Annotated in this window: 17 protein-coding genes; 11 read left to right on the forward strand and 6 right to left on the reverse strand. The window is 66.2% G+C overall.

The window, feature by feature from the left end; all coding sequences use genetic code 11:
* The first annotated feature begins 22 nt into the window (after positions 1–22).
* Positions 23–538 carry a DUF2478 domain-containing protein gene (locus ACXAD2_RS05395; protein WP_475167858.1) on the forward strand — a complete coding sequence of 172 codons (516 nt, stop codon included), beginning with the start codon at positions 23–25 and terminating at the stop codon, positions 536–538.
* An 11-nt stretch (positions 539–549) separates the two neighbouring features.
* Here ACXAD2_RS05395 and ACXAD2_RS05400 read toward each other — a convergent pair whose 3' ends face one another.
* Complete coding sequence (locus ACXAD2_RS05400) at positions 550–1,014, reverse strand: GNAT family N-acetyltransferase (protein ID WP_164180729.1); 465 nt, start codon at positions 1,012–1,014, stop codon at positions 550–552.
* Between the two features lie 222 nt (positions 1,015–1,236).
* Between ACXAD2_RS05400 and ACXAD2_RS05405 the strand changes: the two genes are divergently transcribed.
* Positions 1,237–1,749 carry a hypothetical protein gene (locus ACXAD2_RS05405; RefSeq protein ID WP_475167859.1) on the forward strand — a complete coding sequence of 171 codons (513 nt, stop codon included), beginning with the start codon at positions 1,237–1,239 and terminating at the stop codon, positions 1,747–1,749.
* Between the two features lie 95 nt (positions 1,750–1,844).
* Here the strand turns inward: ACXAD2_RS05405 and ACXAD2_RS05410 are convergent, their stop codons facing one another.
* The 5 genes from ACXAD2_RS05410 to ACXAD2_RS05430 form a co-directional block, all read right to left on the reverse strand.
* Positions 1,845–2,897, reverse strand: a complete 1,053-nt coding sequence (locus ACXAD2_RS05410) for an L-idonate 5-dehydrogenase (RefSeq protein WP_475167862.1) — start codon at positions 2,895–2,897, stop codon at positions 1,845–1,847.
* A 9-nt stretch (positions 2,898–2,906) separates the two neighbouring features.
* Positions 2,907–4,184, reverse strand: a complete 1,278-nt coding sequence (locus tag ACXAD2_RS05415; RefSeq protein WP_066111441.1) for a TRAP transporter large permease — start codon at positions 4,182–4,184, stop codon at positions 2,907–2,909.
* Between the two features lies 1 nt (position 4,185).
* Entirely contained in the window at positions 4,186–4,686 is a 501-nt protein-coding gene (locus ACXAD2_RS05420) for a TRAP transporter small permease (RefSeq protein WP_475167864.1), read from the reverse strand.
* 114 nt (positions 4,687–4,800) lie between these two features.
* A complete protein-coding gene (locus tag ACXAD2_RS05425) occupies positions 4,801–5,778 on the reverse strand; it encodes a TRAP transporter substrate-binding protein (protein WP_475167868.1) in 978 nt (325 codons plus the stop codon).
* Positions 5,779–5,825: 47 nt separating this feature from the next.
* Positions 5,826–6,524, reverse strand: coding sequence for a GntR family transcriptional regulator (locus ACXAD2_RS05430; protein WP_475167871.1), 699 nt, complete (start codon positions 6,522–6,524; stop codon positions 5,826–5,828).
* Between the two features lie 134 nt (positions 6,525–6,658).
* On the opposite strand from ACXAD2_RS05430, the gene uxuA reads away from it, so the two are divergent.
* The 9 genes from uxuA (at position 6,659) to ACXAD2_RS05475 (ending at position 17,662) form a co-directional block, all read left to right on the forward strand.
* Positions 6,659–7,876, forward strand: a complete 1,218-nt coding sequence (uxuA, locus tag ACXAD2_RS05435) for a mannonate dehydratase (RefSeq protein ID WP_475167874.1) — start codon at positions 6,659–6,661, stop codon at positions 7,874–7,876.
* Positions 7,873–9,327 carry a mannitol dehydrogenase family protein gene (locus ACXAD2_RS05440; protein ID WP_475167876.1) on the forward strand — a complete coding sequence of 485 codons (1,455 nt, stop codon included), beginning with the start codon at positions 7,873–7,875 and terminating at the stop codon, positions 9,325–9,327. Before uxuA ends, ACXAD2_RS05440 begins: the two co-directional genes overlap by 4 nt.
* A 163-nt stretch (positions 9,328–9,490) precedes the next feature.
* Positions 9,491–10,108 carry a GNAT family N-acetyltransferase gene (locus tag ACXAD2_RS05445; protein ID WP_066111452.1) on the forward strand — a complete coding sequence of 206 codons (618 nt, stop codon included), beginning with the start codon at positions 9,491–9,493 and terminating at the stop codon, positions 10,106–10,108.
* A 60-nt stretch (positions 10,109–10,168) separates the two neighbouring features.
* Positions 10,169–11,992 (forward strand): SLC13 family permease, encoded by a 1,824-nt coding sequence (locus ACXAD2_RS05450; protein ID WP_475167877.1) that lies wholly within the window; start codon positions 10,169–10,171, stop codon positions 11,990–11,992.
* 97 nt (positions 11,993–12,089) lie between these two features.
* A complete protein-coding gene (locus ACXAD2_RS05455; RefSeq protein ID WP_475167879.1) occupies positions 12,090–13,487 on the forward strand; it encodes a dihydrolipoyl dehydrogenase in 1,398 nt (465 codons plus the stop codon).
* 94 nt (positions 13,488–13,581) lie between these two features.
* The gene (locus ACXAD2_RS05460; protein WP_066111458.1) at positions 13,582–14,766 is read left to right on the forward strand and encodes a LysR family transcriptional regulator; all 1,185 of its coding nucleotides are present in this window, start codon (positions 13,582–13,584) and stop codon (positions 14,764–14,766) included.
* Positions 14,767–14,880: 114 nt separating this feature from the next.
* Entirely contained in the window at positions 14,881–15,849 is a 969-nt protein-coding gene (locus ACXAD2_RS05465; RefSeq protein WP_475167880.1) for a TRAP transporter substrate-binding protein, read from the forward strand.
* Between the two features lie 5 nt (positions 15,850–15,854).
* On the forward strand, positions 15,855–16,358 hold the full coding sequence (locus ACXAD2_RS05470) for a TRAP transporter small permease (RefSeq protein ID WP_475167883.1): 504 nt from the start codon (positions 15,855–15,857) through the stop codon (positions 16,356–16,358).
* On the forward strand, positions 16,355–17,662 hold the full coding sequence (locus ACXAD2_RS05475; protein ID WP_224900924.1) for a TRAP transporter large permease: 1,308 nt from the start codon (positions 16,355–16,357) through the stop codon (positions 17,660–17,662). The genes ACXAD2_RS05470 and ACXAD2_RS05475 overlap by 4 nt, the downstream gene beginning before the upstream one ends.
* The last annotated feature ends 72 nt before the right edge of the window (positions 17,663–17,734 follow it).

Below are 17,734 nucleotides of genomic sequence, written 5' to 3' on the forward strand. Positions count from 1 at the left end.
GGGGAGTTTCAAGGGGACGGACATGCTAGGGTACGTAACGGGTCTGGGTCGCGGTGAGGTGGACCGGCTGATGCGCGAGGTCGCCGACCGGCTGCGTGCCGAGGGCTGGCCTCTGGCTGGCGCGGTGCAGCACAATATCGAGACCGGCCCGACCAGCAAATGCCACATGGATCTGCAGGTGCTGAGCGGCGCGGACGTGGTGCGGATCAGTCAGGATCTGGGCGCGCTGTCGCGCGGGTGCCGTCTTGATCCGCAGGGGCTTGAACGTGTCGTGGGGCTGGTGAGCGCCGGGCTCGCGAAGGGGGCGGCGCTGCTTCTGGTCAATAAGTTTGGCAAGCAGGAGGTCGACGGTCGCGGCTTTCGTCCGGTGATCGGCGAGGCGCTGTCGTCGGGCGTGCCGGTGCTGGTGGCGGTGAACGAGGGCAACCTCGAAGCGTTCCTGACCTTTGCCGAGGATCTTGCCGAGTCTCTGCCCCCCGAGGTGGAGGCGGTCACCGACTGGTGCCGGGCACGGATGCGCGAGGCGGCGGAGGTCTAAAGGCGCAGGGCTTAAAGGCGTACAGTTGCGCAGCGGTTGCCGTGCTCTGAGACGATTTTGGCACCGGCCCCAAGGGCGATCTGCAGCATCGCGCGGTTGTCATGGCTGAAGGTCGCCTCGACGGTCTCGACCCCCATCTCGCGGGCATGATCCAGCGCGGCGGCAAAGAGGCGCCGCCCATAGCCGCGACCCTGATAGGCATCCTCGACCGACAGCGCGATTTCGGCATGCGCGGCCCCGGCGCGGTAAAGCTCCATGACCGCGCGGGTTTCGCCATCCGCCTCCAGCCCGAGCAGCAGATCGGGTCGGCTGGTCTCGGCGCGGCGTTGTAGCCAGTCGGGTCCGGCGGGGCATTGAAAGCGGCTGCGGCGGGCGGCGGCACTGAGCCGCTGCCAATGGCGCATCAAGAGAACCGTCGCGCGCCGCAGCGAGCCTTCGGTGGGGACGGAATGAAGATGTGCTTCGGCCTGTGCCATCAGGGAACTCCGGGCAGGGTCATCGTCGCTTGGGACCGAGATAGGGGCAGGGTGGGGGCGCAACCACCGCCAATTGCGACACTCCGCCATGCGGCCCGGGCATGCCACGCGGCGCTTGATTAATCCGATTAAAACTGTCAGAAAAGAAGGGAGGCCAGCTTCGACGCCAGCTCAGGCACCCTAATGGGTCGCGCGGCGACCCCCCGGACAGTCGGAGGCACTATGGCTGATCATCACGCGACACCCCAAGGACCGGGGCACGCCCGTTGCGGCGGCTCGGCGGGCATTTCGGATCTGACCGGGCTGGGGCGGCACGATCTGACGGTCCTGATGATCGCGCGCTATTTCTTCCAGTCCTTCGCGCATCCGCAATCCGAGGGCTGGCTGCGCGCCATGTCGGGGGCCGAGCAGGTGCTGGGCCCAAAGGAGGCGCCCGAGGTGGTTTTTGCGGTGCTGCGCGCGGTGCAGGAGATGCGTCATGCGCGGCGCAACCCGTTCAACTTCTCCAACCCGGATTGCCCCGGCTGCGCCGCGCGGCTGTGCGGGCATGAGCGGCTGTTTCTCAACATCTTCCGGGCCATGCGGCGCGGGCGGCAGGGCGATGCCGAGGCGCATGCGCTGCTGCTTTGCGAGGGCAATGGCGTCCAGCGGTTGATCGCTGCGATGGGCGTTCTGGCCGCGGCCATGCCGGGGGTGCCGCTGCGCCCGTCGGCCGAGCGTCAGCCGACACATTGAGGGCCGCGTCTGCGGGATGGGGCCTAATAGTAGGGCCTGAATAAAATGAGAGCCGCGCTGGGTGGGCAGCGCGGCTCTCTGCGGAAGACGGGAGATCAGCCGAACGTCAGCTGGACCTTCACCGCCTTGCCTCGGTCCATCGCCAGTTCCACCGCCGCCGGTGCCTCATCAACCGGCAGCGAATGGGTGACGATCGGGGCCAAAGTCATGGAGCGCCCGTTGATCAGCTCGACCGCCTGCCCGAACTCGGCGTCGAAGCGATGCGTGCCGCACAGGTTGATCTCTTTCGAGACCAGCATGTTGAACGGCACCGGCGTGTCGCCCATCACGCCAACCTGCACGATGGTGCCGAGCGGGCGAGTGCAGGCGATGGCGGACCGGATCGCGGGGCCAGCGGCGGAGCATTCGAAGCAGAGGTCGAACTGGCCTTTCTCGGCTTCATACTCGGCAAGCTCGGCGCCATTGGTGGCGACGTTGATCGTGCGGGTTGCGCCGACCTGTTTGGCCACTGCCAGCGTGGCATCCTGAAGGTCGGTGACGACGATTTCGGCGGCACCGTAATGCTTGGCCAGCGCCACGCAGAGCGCGCCGATCGGGCCGGCGCCGGTGACCAGCACGCGCTTGCCTTCGAGCGAGCCGGCGACCTGAACGGCGCGGGTCACGGCGCGGCAGCAGACGGCGAGCGGCTCGGCCAGCGCGGCCTCGGCCATGGGGACGCCCTCGGCGATCTTGTAGCACTGGCCCGCCCCGATCGCCACGCGGTCGCGGAAGAAGCCCTGCTCGTGCGGCAGGAACATCGCCGAGCCCTTGAAGCGCATGTTCATGCAGTGCTGGTGATCGCCCTGCGCGCAGAACTTGCAGGTGCCGCAGGGGTGCGATGGGTTCACCGCCACAACGTCGCCGACCGACACGCCCTCGACCGCCTCGCCAAGCGCGACCACGGTGCCCGCGGCCTCGTGGCCGATGATGATCGGCTCGCGCACCCGGATCGTGCCGATGCCGCCGTCGGCGTAGTAGTGGATGTCGGAGCCGCAGATGCCGCCCGCGCCGATCGCGACCACTACCTCGCCCGCAGCGGGGCTCGGCTCTTGGATGGTCTCGACGCGCAGGTCTTTTTGTCCGTGCAGCCGTGCGATGCGGTTGGTCATGGTGATGTCCTAGTTCGACAGGAAGGAAGGCAGCCAAGTGCTGAAGAACGGCACGTAAGACACGAGCAGCAGCACAAGGATGTTGGTGAGGATGAAGGGCATGATCGCGCGGGTCACTTCCCAGAGCGAGATCCGCCCGATGCCCGCGCAGATGAAGAGGCAGACGCCCACCGGCGGGGTGGTCAGGCCGATCATCAGGTTGAGCACCGCAAAGACCGCGAAGTGCAGCGGATCGACGCCCACGCCGGTGGCCAGCGCCAGCAGCGGCCCGAAGAGGATGATCAGCGCGGCGATGGTCTCCATGAACATGCCGACGAAGAGCAGCACGAGGTTGATCAGCAGGATCACCAGGAACTTGTTGTCGGTGAGCGAGAGCACCGAGTCCGCGATCATCTGCGGGATGCGCTCCGAGACGAGAATCCAGCCGAACACGTTGGCAAGCCCCACCAGCACGAGGATCGCGGCGGCAGAGACGGCACTGTCGATCAGGATCTTCGGCACGTCGCGGACCTTCAGCCCGCGGTAGACGAAGGCACCGACGACGAAGGCATAGATCGAGGCGACGATGGCGGTCTCGGTCGGGGTGGCAAAACCGATGAGCAGGCCGCCGACGATAAAGCCGGTCATCGCCACGGCCCAGAAGGCGCCGAGGAAGGCTTTCCACAGCTCGCCCACGCCCTGCCATTCCTGACGCGGGAAATTGTTGCGCTTGGCGATGATCCACGCGGTGATCATCATTGCGACGCCCATCAGGATGCCCGGCAGGGCGCCCGCGATGAACATTTTGCCGACCGAGATGCCCGACAGCGTGCCGACGATGATCATCGGAACCGAGGGCGGGATGATCGGCCCGACGGTGGACGAGGCGGCGGTGATCGCGGCAGAGAAGTCGGCGGGGTAGCCGGCCTTTTTCATGCCGGGGATCATCATGCCGCCGATCGAGGCAGCGTCAGCCGCGGCGGTGCCCGAGATGCCGCCGAACAGCATAGAGGCGGCGACGTTGGTCAGGCCCAGCCCGCCGCGCATCCAGCCCACCAGCGCCTGTGCCAGCCGCACGATGCGCCCGGTGATGCCACCGGCGTTCATCAGGTTCCCGGCAAGGATGAAGCCCGGGATGCAGAGCAGCACGAAGCTGTCCATGCCCGCGTACATCTTTTGCGGGATCACCACGAGGGGCATGCCCTTGAACAGGATATAGGCCATCGACGAGACGCCGAGGGTGATTGCCACCGGCAAGCCAATGATCAGGCCGCCGAGGAAGCAGCCAAGCAGGATAGTCAGCTCCATTTCAGAGCTCCTCTTCGGATTTTTCGGGGAGCCCCTGCTCTTGGCGGGTCAGCATCCCGATGACGCGCACCAGCGCGAACAGGCTCAGGGAGACCAGCGCAACAAGCACCGAGGCGTGGATGAAGTCCATACGGACGCCGAGCGACGGGGCGGTCTGCCGCACGCCGATCGAGACATAAAGCCATGTGGCCTTGATCAGCAGCACGCCAAAGCCGACGGTGATCAGCGCCGCGATCAGGCGCAGCACCCAAGAGGCACGGTCCGGCAGCGCTTCGCAGACGATGTCGACATTGACCAGATCGCCCGATCTATAGGCCAGTCCGACCCCGAAAGCGGCAAGGTAAAGCAGGGCGAAACGGGTCAGCTCTTCGGTCCAGACGACCGCATCGATCACCCCCGACCGGCCCAGAAGCTGGATCACGACGGCGACGATGATGGCAAGAAAGCTGAGCCCTGTCGCGATGCGGGCGATGGTGGTCAGGATCGAGACGACCTTCTGCATGGGATGGCTCGCTGTGGAATTGAAGAAATGGGGCCGGACCAAGTGAGGAGGAGGGTCCGGCCCCGGGAGCGTGGGCCCCGGAGGAGGGAGGAGGGGCCCACGATGCGTGGTGGATTACTCGGCGAAAAGCTTTTCCACCTCGGGCTTGATCTCGTCGGAGACCGAAGCGAGCACCGCGTCCTTGGCAGCAGCGGCGAAGGCTTCGTTGTCCACTTCGTTGAACTCCATGCCCAGTTCGGTCAACTGATCGACCAGCTGCTCTTCGTCAGCGAGGAAGAGCTCACGCTCGTAGTCCTGCGCGCGCTTGGCGGCTTCCATGACGTTGGCCTGATCCTCTTCGGACATCTGGTTCCACGCCATTTCCGAGATCGTCAGGTAGATCCACGAACGCACGTGCTCGGTCTTGTTGACGTAGCCCTGCACCTCGTTGAAGTTTGCCGATTTGATCAGCGCCAGCGGGTTTTCCTGCGCGTCGATGGTGCCGTTCTGCAGCGAGGTGAACACCTCGGAGAAGGCCATCGGGGTCGGGCTTGCGCCAAGCGCTTTCCAGACGTTCAGGAACAGCGGCACGTTCGGCACGCGCATCTTCAGGCCGTTCAGATCCTCGGGCGAAGAGATCGGACGGTTCGAGGTCAGGTTGCGCGGACCGCGGGCGAAATAGGCGATGGGGCGGATGCCGACCTGCTCGATGATCTGCGCCTCGATGCGGTCACCCAGCTCGCCGCCGGCGGCTGCGTCCATGTCCTCGAGCGAGGTATAGGCGTAGGGCACGGCCAGCAGGGCCGCCATCGGCGCCCAGTTCTGCAGCGACTCGCCGGTGATGGTCATATCGGCGGTGCCAAGCTGCATGCCGTTGATCACGTCCATCTCTTTGCCGAGCGTCTCGTTCGGGTAAACCTCGACCTCGATGCGGCCGTCGGTAAGGCTGGACAGCTCTTCGGCGAACTTCATCGAGGCCTTGTGCCAGATGTTGTCCTCATTGGCCGGGTGGCCGAGCTTCAGCGTCATGTCGGCGGCCATGGCCGAGGCGCTCAGTGCAACGGTGGCAATGCCGGTGAGCATGAGGGTCTTCAGGGTTTTTGCGACGGTCATGGTGTCCTCCCTTTCAAGGTCGCTTGGGGACGATGCCGCATACGCACTCACGCGGCATCGGGGTCGAAATAGTCGGGGAAGGCCTCGCGGATGGCCGGCAGGTCCGAAAGGATCATCTGCAGGTGTCCGCGCATGGCCGTCTCTGCGGCAATCGGGTCGCCCGCGTCGATGGCGTCGACCACCGCGGTGTGCTGGGCGATGAGGTGTTTGAGCGGGAAATGCGCCGAGGTCATCTGGCGCACCCGGTCCATCTGGCTCTTCATGCCGACGATGACCGCCCAAGCGTTGGGACGGCCCGCGCCGCGTGCCAGAGTGTGGTGAAACTCGTCGTCGAGCGGCACGAAGGCGGTGGGATGTTCGTCCACCAGCTCGGCTTGCGCGGCGATCTGTGCGCGCAGTTCCTCGACCAGCCCCTCGGGGCGTTCGGTGGCGCAGAGCTTGACGATATCGGCCTCGACGGCCTCGCGGACGAAGCGCGCGTCCATCACCGCGCCGACGGAAATCTTGCGCACGAAAGAGCCGCGTTGGGGCCGGATCTCAAGCAGGCCCTCTTCGGCCAGCTTGATGAACGCCTCGCGCACGGGCTGGCGGGAGACGCCGAAGCGCGCGCCGATCTCGGCCTCTGACAGACGGGTGCCGGGTTCGAGCTGATTGCGTGTGATGCACTGGCGCAGGGCCCTGATCAGCTGCGGGCCGACAGGGGCCGACAGGTCGACCTGCTCAATCTGAACTGTTCCGATTCCCATGGCACTCCTCCTGGGGCCGGAAACTGCTCCATACTTCCATACTAGTCAACATTAGAATCCGCTGGTATGGATCCGGCCACCACCACCGGCGCCGCGGATCGGGCCGGAACAGTTGACGAAAGGGAGGGAAAGCGATGCGTCAGACCTGGCGTTGGTTCGGTCCGAAAGACCGCGTGAGCATCGACGACATGATGCAGGCAGGCGTTGAAGGCGTTGTTTCGGCGCTGCATCACGTGCCCACCGGCACCGTCTGGTCCCCCGAGGAAATCGCGCAGCGGCAGCAAGAGATTGCCACCCGCAAGGACGGTCGCCCGTCGCCTCTGGTTTGGGATGTGGTCGAATCGCTGCCCGTCTCGGAAGACATCAAAAAGCAGAAGGGCGACTGGAAAACCCACATCGAGAACTGGAAAATCTCGATGCGGCACCTGCGCGACGCGGGTCTCGAGACCATCTGCTACAACTTCATGCCGGTGCTCGACTGGACCCGGACCGATCTGGCGTGGGAGCGTCCCAGCGGTGCGCGCTGCATGCGGTTCGACCTGATCGATTTCGCCGCCTTCGACATCCATATCCTTGAACGTGCCGGCGCCGCCGAGAGCTTCCCCGATGCGGTGGTTGCCGAGGCCGCCGAGCGCTTCGCCAAGATGGATGACGCCTTCAAAGAGAAGCTGGCGGGCAACGTCGTCTTTGGTCTGCCGGGCGCGGCAGAGAAATTCACTCTCGAGGATGTGAAGCTGCACCTCGCGGAATACGACAGCATTTCCGAAGAAAAGCTGCAGCAGCACATGATCGACTTCCTGTCGGAAGTGACGCCGCTGGCCGAGGATCTTGGCATGCGCCTGTGCTGCCATCCCGACGATCCGCCCTTCCCGCTGCTCGGCCTGCCGCGCATCATGTCGACCGAGGCGCATTATCGCAAAATCCTCGACGCGGTGGACCTGCGCGCCAATGGCGTGACGCTCTGCACCGGCTCGCTTGGCGCGCGTCCCGACAACAACCCGGTCGAGATCTTCAAGGCGCTGGCGGATCGCGTGCACTTCCTGCACCTGCGCAACGTCAGCATCGAAGGCACCGAGGTGATGAACTCGCTCTATGAGGACGAGCACCTTTCAGGTCACACCGACATGGTTGCCATGGTCGCCGCCGTCGTCGCCGAAGAGACCCGCCGCAAGGCCGAGGGCCGCGCCGACTGGTCGATCCCCTTCCGCCCCGACCACGGGCAGGACATCCTTGACGACATCGGCCGCGAGGCGCAGCCGGGCTATCCGGCGATCGGTCGTCTCAAGGGGCTGGCGGAACTGCGCGGCATCTACCGCAGCTTCGAGCACAAGCTGGTCACGGGGGCGGCATGAGGCTGACCTCCTTGACCCAAGTGCCCGAGGCGCTGCGTCCGGGCTATGATCCGCAGGCGCATGGGGTGGGCATCGTCCACCTTGGCCTTGGCGCCTTTCACAAGGCGCATCAGGCGGCGCTGACCGATCTGGCGATGACCGCAGAGGGCGGCGACTGGCGCATCCTTGGCGTGTCGCTGCGCTCGCCCAAGGCGTCGGATGAGCTGCACCCCCAAAACGGGCTCTACACGCTGATCGTCAAAGGGGCCGAGGGCACCTCGGCGCAGGTCATCGGCTCTATTGCCGACGCGATCTGCTCTGCGGGCAACCCCGAGCCGGCGCTTGCCGCCATGGCGGATGAAGGCACCAAGATCGTGTCTCTGACGGTGACGGAAAAGGCCTATGGCCTCGACCGCGCCGCGCAGGGCTGTGACGTGGCGCATCCCGCCGTCGCCGCCGATCTGGCGAACCCGCAAGCGCCGCAGGGCGTGCTCGGCTTGCTGACCGAGGCGCTGCGCCGCCGCCGCGATGCGGGCCTCGCGCCCTTCACCGTGCTGTGCTGCGACAACCTGCCCGAGAACGGCGTGCTGCTGCGCGGCGCGGTGGTGGATTTCGCCCGCCGCATCGACCCGGACCTGTCGGAATGGATCGCGCTCAACGTCGCCTTCCCCTCGACCATGGTCGACCGGATCACCCCCGCCGCCACAGCCTCGACGCTGGCCGAGGCGGCCGAGCTCACCGGCTGCGAAGACCTTGCCGCCATCGAGACCGAGAGCTTCTGCCAATGGGTCATCGAGGACAACTTCCCGCAGGGCCGCCCGGCTTGGGAGGCTGCAGGCGCGATCTTTACCGATGATGTCGCCGCTTTCGAGGCGATGAAGCTGCGGATGCTGAACGGCAGCCACTCGATGCTGGCCTACGCCGGGTTCCACGCGGGCTGCACCTATGTGCGCGACGTGATGGCCAATCCGCCGCTCGCCAAGCTGGTGCGCCGCCATCTCGCCACTGCCGCCGCGACCTTGCCGCCGATCCCTGGCATCGACACGGCCGCCTATGCCGACGCGCTGGCGCGCCGCTTCGAGAACCCGGCCATCGCGCATGAGACCTTCCAGATCGCCATGGACGGGTCGGAAAAGATGCCGCAGCGCATCTTCTCGGCGGTGGCCGATGCGCGCGCCAAGGACGTGGATTGCCGCGCCTTCACCTTCGCGACGGCGGCATGGCTGCGCCATGTGAGCGGTGCGACGCATGATTGCGACGCTTTCGAGCTGCGCGATCCGCGGGCCTCGGAGTTGCAGGCCATGGCTGCGGGCAAGGATGCCGAAGAGATCGTCGCGGCCCTGCGCGGCGCGGCTTTCGTGCCGCCCGCGGTCTCGGCGGACGATGCCTATTGGGCCGAGGTCACCGGCTTGCTGGCCGAGATGCTGTTTGAGCCGATGCAGGATGTGATCGCCCGCGAAGCGGCGGTCTGAGCGTTTCTGCCGCGCGGCATCCCGTTGATTGGGGGTCGCGCGGTGGCCATTGGTATACAATCATAGCCCAAACTCCGCTCATTGGCGGTGTTTGCGCAAACGGTATGTCCAGAATTACTGTCCCGTTACGAATGACCCTGTATGATCGGCGTGGGAGGACACCATGCCATATACCGACATTGATCGCGGGTACCGGACCCATTTCACGCCGCGTCGCAAGAGCGCGGAGCAGGCCGAAATTTCCCGCCTTGAGAACGAGTTGCGTGCATTTGTTGCCATCGCTCTGCAGCACGGGCTGCGCGATTATTGCGAGATTCGCCACCCCGAGCTGACCCATGAACTGGACGCGGGCCTGCAGCGCGCGCGTCAACAGGCCGAATCAAAGTATGAGCGGGTGATGGCCCGCCTCGCCAAGGTGCCGGGGCTGATCGCGTGCGTCGGCGATACCGGCGAGCGGACCTATTACCGCAACAGCCACGAAAACGTCGCCTATATCGAGCATTCGCTGTGGAACAAACGGTTCATCCTCAGCGGCATCTGGGTGGCGCCAACCTATCGCGGTCAGGGCATCGCGCATCGCATCCTGCGGCAGCTGGTGGATGCGGCGGATGACGCCGAGCTGGGTATAGAGCTGCACCATGAGCCGTTTGGCGAAGAGGGGCTCGACAAGCCCGCGCTCGAAGCCTTCTACAACCGCCACGGGTTTCAGCATCACGAGCTGACACCGGGCGCGATGTTCCGCATTCCCCGAACTCCGCTTGATCACCACGACAGATCCTAGCTTCACTGAAGGTTGAGCCCGCCGCGTCTGGCGGGCGCAGCCAATGGAGGTGCGGCACGGATGACGCTCGAGCTGGCCATGGTGCTCGGCCTGCTGGTGCTGGCGCTTGTGCTCTTCGCACGGGGCAGGCCACGCATGGACGCGGTGGCGCTTATGGTGATGGTCGCGTTGCCCTTCACCGGCGTGCTCAGCATGTCCGAGGCGCTGTCGGGGTTTTCCGATTCCAGCGTGGTGCTGATCGCCGCGCTTTTCGTCATCGGCGAGGGGTTGGTGCGCACCGGAGTGGCGCAATGGATGGGGGACCAGATCACCACCCGCGCCGGCGGGCGCGAGGGGCTGCTGTTGGTGCTGTTGATGCTCGCCGCGGCGCTGCTGTCGGCCTTCATGAGCTCTACCGGCGTCGTTGCCATTTTCGTGCCCATCGTGCTGGGGATCGCCCGCCGCGCCGGGATCGGACCGGGGCGGCTGATGATGCCGCTGTCGATGGCGGCGCTGATCAGCGGCATGCTGACGCTGGTCGCGACGCCGCCAAATATGGTGATCCATGCCGAATTGGTGCGGCGCGGGCTCGAGGGGTTTTCCTTCTTCGCCTTCCTGCCGTTCGGCCTGCCGGTTCTGGTGCTGGCGATGCTCTATATGCTGGCCACGCGGCGCTTTCTGGCTCCGGACGCCCCGCCGCCGGTATCCGAGCGGCGCCATATGGCCGAGATGATCGACAGCTACGGGCTGCGCGGGCGGGTGTCGCGGCTGCAGATCACGCCCGGCTCCGACCTTATCGGCCATCAGCTTGGCGAGCTTGATCTGCGCGGCCGGGACGGGGTGACCATCCTGACCATCGAGCGCCCGCGCCGCTGGGGCACCGAGATGCTGCGCCCGACCCGCGAGACGGTGCTGCAATCGTCGGACATTCTGCTGCTGGGGGTGATTGGCGAAAGCTTCGATCTCGAAGGCTGGCGGCGGGACCGGAAGCTGCAGATGCGGTCGCTGGGCGCCGAGGACCTCACGCGCCCAGACCGCGAGGTAGGCATCGCCGAGGCCATGGTGCCGCCCGGATCGCAGCTTGCCGGGCGCAGCCCCGCCGAGGCCCGGCTGCGGACGCGCCGCGAGCTTACCGTGATCGGCCTGCGCCGCGGCAGCGGACCGCTGGAGGGGGCGGGCGCCGACACCAAGCTGCGCGCGGGCGATACGCTGCTGCTGCTTGGGCGCTGGCCCGCGCTGCGCCGCATGTCCGAAGACCGCAGCGATCTGCTGCCGCTCGATCTGCCGGAAGAGGCCGACGCGGTGGCGCCCGAGCATCGCCGTGCGCCGCTTGCCGTGGCCGTGCTGCTGGCGGTGGTGCTGGCGATGGCCACCGGCGCGCTTCCCAACGCGCAGGCCGCGCTTCTGGGCTGTCTTGCCATGGGGGCCTTTCGCATCATCGGCATGGATGGCGCCTACCGCGCGATCAACTGGCAGACGCTGGTGCTGATCGCCGGCATGATGCCCTTTGCCACCGCGCTCGAACGGGCAGGGGGCGTCGATCTGGCGGCGCAGGCGGTGCTCGGGCTGATGGGCGAGATGCCGCCGCGCGCGATCCTCTCGGCGCTATTTCTTGCGACCACGCTGCTCAGCCTCTTCATCTCGAACACCGCGACGGCGGTGCTGATGGGGCCGGTGGCCATGGCGGTGGCCGACGGGCTTGGCGCCTCGCCCTATCCTTTCGCCATGTGCGTCGCGCTTGCTGCGTCGACCGCCTTCATGACGCCGGTTTCGTCGCCGGTGAACCTTCTGGTGATGGTGCCCGGTGGCTATAAGTTCACCGACTTCCTGCGCATCGGCGCGCCCTTCACGCTGGTCACCATGGCGGTCTGCATCACGCTTCTGCCCATTCTGTTGCCGCTCTGACCGGGGGCGCGGGAACAAGCACCGCGCTTCCCCGTTGATCCAGAGTTTCCCAAACGGCAGCCTCCTCTCGCCCCGAGATGTGGCGGAAAGGATCCCCATGCCCGAAACCCTGACCTGCGATGTTGCCGTGATCGGCGCTGGCACCGCTGGCATCGCCGCCGAGCGCAATGCCCGCCAGCATGGTGCCAAGACGCTGCTGATCGACCCCGAGTTTTCCGGCACGCTCTGCGCCAATACCGGCTGCATGCCCTCGAAACTGCTTATCGCGGCGGGGCGCAGCGCACAGCGGGCGCGGGGATCGGGGCTCTTTGGCATCCGCACCGGCAAGGTGAGCGTCGACGGGCCTGCCGTGCTGTCGCGGCTGCGCGACGAGCGCGACCGTTTCGCCGCGGCCACACGGCAGAGCTTTGACGATCTGCCCGCAGGCACCTGCATGCGCGGGCGGGCGCGTTTCACCGGTGAAAGCGCGCTGGTGCTGGACGATGGCACGCGGATCGAGGCGAAGGCGGTGATCATCGCCACCGGCGCGCAGCCCATGGTGCCGCCGCCGTTTCGCGACCTCGGCGACCGGCTGCTGACCAATGAGACGATCTTTGAGCTGCCGGATCTGCCGCGCAGCCTTGCGGTCATCGGCGCGGGGGTGATCGGTGTCGAACTGGCGCAGGCGATGGCGCGGCTGGGGGTGCGGGTGACGATCTTTGACCTTGGCGACCGGCTGGCCGGGGCGCGCAGCGATGCGGTGCACGCCGCATTGAAATCCGCGCTTGAGGCAGAGCTGGATCTGCAACTGGGCGTCGAGCCGACCCCGGAGGTGACCGAGAGCGGCGTGACCATTCGCTGGGACGGCGGCGTGGAGAGTTTCGACAAGGTGCTGGTGGCCTCGGGCCGGCCGCCGTCGCTGGAGGGGCTCGACCTTGAAGCGACGGGGCTGGACCTTGACGACAAAGGGATGCCGGAGGTGGATCCCGCAACGCTGCAATGCGGGAAGGCTCCGATCTTCATGGCCGGTGATGCCAATGCGGAGCGGCCCGTGCTGCACGAAGCCTCCGCCGAAGGGGCCATCGCGGGGCGCAATGCGGCGGCCTATCCGGCGGTGGTCCGCTCCGAGCGCAGCTTACCTTTCACGATCACATTCACCGACCCGCCGCTGGTTAGTCTCGGCGCGGGGCCAGAGGAGGCAGCGGCCATCGGCACCGCCAGCTATGCCGATCAGGGGCGGGCACGGGTCGAGGGCGAGAACCATGGTGTGGCGCAGATCTATGCCGCCGAACCCGATGGTCGTCTGCTTGGGGCCGATCTGTGCTGTCCGGGCGCGGATCACATGGGGCATATGCTGGCGCTGGCGGTGCAACAAAAGCTGACGGTCGGCGATCTGCTGGCGCTGCCGGTCTATCACCCGACGCTCGAGGAGGGGCTGCGCGGGGCGCTGCGTGAGATTTGCGAGGCGCTTTCCCTGCCCGGCGGCAGCGATCGCGGCGGTCCCTCGGGCGGCTGACCGGCATGGACCCCGCCGCCGCCGCGGCGCTATAACCGGCGGGGCAGGTGGCAGGGCAGGGGTGCGTGATGGACAGAGCAAGAGGCGCGGTACGATGATTTCGCGCAACCTGCGGCACCTGAGGGTTTTTCTGGCGGTGGCCGAAGAGGCCCAGATCACCGCCGCCGCCGAACGGTTCAATGTCTCGCAACCGGCGGTCACCCAGATGCTGGGCAAGCTCGAGACACAGGCGGGCGGGGCGCTTTTCGACAGGACCAGCCGCGGCTTCATTCTCAACGAGCGGGGCACCGCGCTGGCCGCGCGACTGTGCCGGGCGTTCCGCCAGCTTGATGCGGCGCTTGGTGCGATCTCGCCTCGGCTGCCCGCATTGGCCACCAGCGGTCAGTTGCAGGGCATGATCGCGGTGCATGATACCGGCAGTTTCACCCTCGCGGCCAAGGCGCTCGATCTGGCGCAGCCCACCGTGCACCGCGCCGTCAGCCAGCTTGAAGAGGAAGCGGGCGAGCGGCTGTTCGAGCGCACGCCGCAGGGGCTGGTCCCGAGCCGCACCTGCAGCGCGCTTGTGCCGCGCGCCCGGCTTGCGCTGAGCGAGCTGGATCAGGCGGACATGGACCTCGGCGAGATTGACGGGCGCGAGACCGGGCGGATCGCGATCGGTACGCTGCCGCTTTCACGCTCGGTGCTGTTGCCGCGCGCGCTTGCAGCTTTCCGGCAGGCGCGCCCCAACATGCGGGTCTCGGTGATCGACGGCACTTATGAGATGCTGCTGGCGGCGCTGCGCCGGGGCGATGTGGATCTGATGCTTGGCGCGTTGCGCAGCACCCAGCCCGCGCCCGACGTGGTGCAGGAACCGCTGTTTCATGACCGTTTCGCCATTGTCGCCCGGCCCGGGCATCCGCTGGCCGGTCGCGGGCCGCTGCACCCCTCCGAACTGGCCCGCTTCCCTTGGGTCGTGCCCGGCCCGGGCACTCAGCTAAGGCACCAGTTCGAAGCGATTTTTGCGGCGCACGACCTGCCGCTTCCGGCCAGCCTCATCGAGGCGGGTTTCATTTTGCTTATACGCGAATATCTCGATCTGAGCGACGCGCTGGCGTTTACCTCGGGGCGGCAGGCAGCGCCGGAGCTGAGCCGCCGCAACCTCGTGCAGCTGCGGGTCACGGAAAATCTGCCGCTGCGGCAGATCGGGCTGACCATGCGCGTGGGCTGGCTGGCGTCGCGCCCGCAGCAGCTGATGCTCGATTGCCTGCGGGCCGCGGCAAAGGGCCTTCCCGACCTATAGCAAGAAATTATGCAAAAATGCATCGAATGTATTGGTGCCTCCGGAAAGATGCCTGCACAACCTGTGCCGCACACGGCCTGTCACGCAGGCAGGCGTGATCTTGGGAGGATTACCATGCGTTCTGTTATTCTTGCCGCGGCCCTTGGCCTTGCCTCCACCACTGCGGCCTTTGCAGAAGATTTCAAATTCGCCAGCTTCTTCGCCCCGACCCACCCCTATGTGGAAGGCGCCTTCGAGCCCTTCGCCAAGGCGGTCGAAGAAAAGTCGGGCGGCGATCTGTCGGTGACCATCTACAACGGCGGCGAACTGGGCCCGGGCCCGGCCGAGCAATACAGCCGCGTGCTGGACGGGGTTGCCGAGCTTGCCGTGTCGCTGCCGGGCTACACCGCCTCGACCTTCCCGCTGACGCTCACCGCTGAACTACCGGGCGTGCTGGACACCGAGACCGGCACCGCCGACATCTGGAACAACATCGAGCTGTTCCAGCCTGAGTACCGCCGCGCCATTCTGGTCAGCCTGTGGTCCTCGGCGCCGAACCAGCTTTACACCCGCGACAAAGCCGTGCGCAGCCCGGCCGACATCGAGGGTCTGAAGATCCGCGTGCCCTCGCGCAACACCGGCCTGCTGGTCGAGGCATGGGGCGCGACGCCGGTCTCGATGCCGGTCAGCGAGATCTACAACGCCATGCAGACCGGGGTGATCGACGGCGCGATGATCGACACCACCGCGACCCGTGCGTTCCGTCTGGGCGAAGTGGCGACCTATCTGACCATCGGCATGGACACCACCAACTCGCCGTTCTTCATCCTCGCCAATCGCGATGCCTTTGGCAGCCTCAGCGATGACCAGCAGGCCGCGCTGCTCGAAGCGGGCAAGGAAGCGTCGGTCAAGGCAAACGAGGTGCAGCTGGCGGTCGCCGCTGGCGGTGTCGAAGCCTTCGCCGAGATGGACGGTCACGAGGTGATCGAGCTCAGCGCCGAGGAAGCCGCCGCCTTCAACGAGCTGGCCGCCCCCGTGGTGGAAAGCGTCGTCGCCGAGACCGGCGGCAGCGCACAAGCCATCGTCGACGCGCTGTCGAAGTAAGCGCCATGACGCGCTCTGAAACCCGGGTCCTGTCGGTCATCTCCGACAGGGCCACCTCGATCCTCGCGGTGATCGGCGGGCTGGCCCTGCTGCTGCTGGTGGTCCTGATCTTTGCCGGTGTGGTGCTGCGCTATGTTTTTGGCCAGCCGATCCTCGGCTCCAACGAGATCATCCAGCTGACCGCCGTGGCGCTGGTGATGTCCGCGCTGCCCTATTGCACCCATCTCAACGGCCATGTGACCGTCGACGTCTTTGATCGGGTGCTGGGCCGCTTTGGCCGCATGGCCGGGGACGTTCTGGCGCGGCTGCTGTCGGGCTATGTGCTGGGCGTGCTGTGCCACCGTGCTGTCTATAAGGCGCTGGATGCCGCCGAGTTCGGCGACACCACCAATATGCTGGGCCTGCCGCTCTGGCCCTTCTACGGAATTCTCGCCCTCGGCTGTGCCTTCTGCGTGCTGGTCTTTGCGCTGCAGATCCTGAATGTGATCATCTACAGAGAGGAACAATGACGGATGTTTCCGCAGGCCTTGTCGGTATCGCCTGCCTCTTCCTGCTGATGATCCTGCGCACGCCGGTGGCCTTCGCCATGCTGCTGGTGGGCTTTTTCGGCTACTGGGCGCTGTCGGGATTCCGCAGCGCCAGCGCCATGCTGCTGACCGAAAGCTATTCGGCGATCTCGTCCTACTCGCTGATCGTCGTGCCGATGTTCGTGCTGCTGGGCAATATCGCCTCGGCGGCGGGCTATTCGCGCGGGCTTTATGATGCCGCCTATGCTTGGGTTGGCCGCTTCAAGGGCGGGCTGGCCTCGGCCTCGGTGATCGGCTGCGCGGCCTTCTCGGCGGTCTCGGGCTCTTCGGTGGCCACGGCGGTCACGCTGGGCAAAGTGGCGCTGCCGCAGATGAAGCGCCTTGGCTACAGCGACGGTCTGGCGACCGGATCGGTTGCCGCGGGCGGCACGCTGGGCTTTCTGATCCCGCCGTCGACCGGCTTCGTGCTCTACGCGATCCTCACCGAGGAAAGCATCGGGCGGCTGTTCATGGCAGGGATTCTGCCGGGCATCCTGCTGAGCGTGCTGTTCATCGGGGTGATCTGGCTGCAGGCCACGCTGAACCCCGCGATCGGTCCGAAGGGCGAAAAGCTGACCTGGGCCGAGCGCATCCGCATCTCGTCCGAGGCATGGCCGCTCTTCGGGGTGATCATCGTGTCGATCGGCGGCATCTACCTTGGGGTCTTCACCCCGGTCGAGGCCTCGGGCATCGGCGCGGGTCTGGTGATCCTGTTGGCGCTGGTGCAGCGCAAGCTCGACTGGACGGGGTTCAAAGCCGCGGTGCTCGACACGCTCAAGACCTCCGCCATGCTCTATATGGTGGTGATCGGGGCCAACGTCCTGAACCCGTTCCTTGCCATCACCCATATTCCGGCAACGCTCGGCGCGCAGCTGGAAACGCTGGGTCTGGGTGCCTATGGCACGCTGATCGTGATCCTGCTGGCCTATGTGGTGCTGGGCATGTTCATGGACGGGCTGTCGATGCTGGTCATCACGATCCCGATCGTCTTTCCGGTGATCACCGGCTTCGGCTTTGATCCGATCTGGTTCGGCGTGGTCGCGGTGATCGTCATCGAGATGGGGATGATCACCCCGCCGGTGGGCATGAACGTCTTTGTGGTGCGCGGCGTGGCCGGGCCTTCGGTGCCGCTGACCACCGTGTTCAGCGGTGTGACGCCCTTCCTGCTGGCTATGGTGGTGGGGCTGGTGCTGATCATTGCAATTCCGCAGATCGCCACCTTCATCCCGGACACGATGTTTAACTAAAGCCGAAAATGGCTTTTGCACGAGGGACCGTGCGAGGGGGCCCCGCCGAGCGATCGGCGGGGCTTTGCCTGT

The organism is Salipiger sp. ABN3_019 (assembly GCF_056158605.1).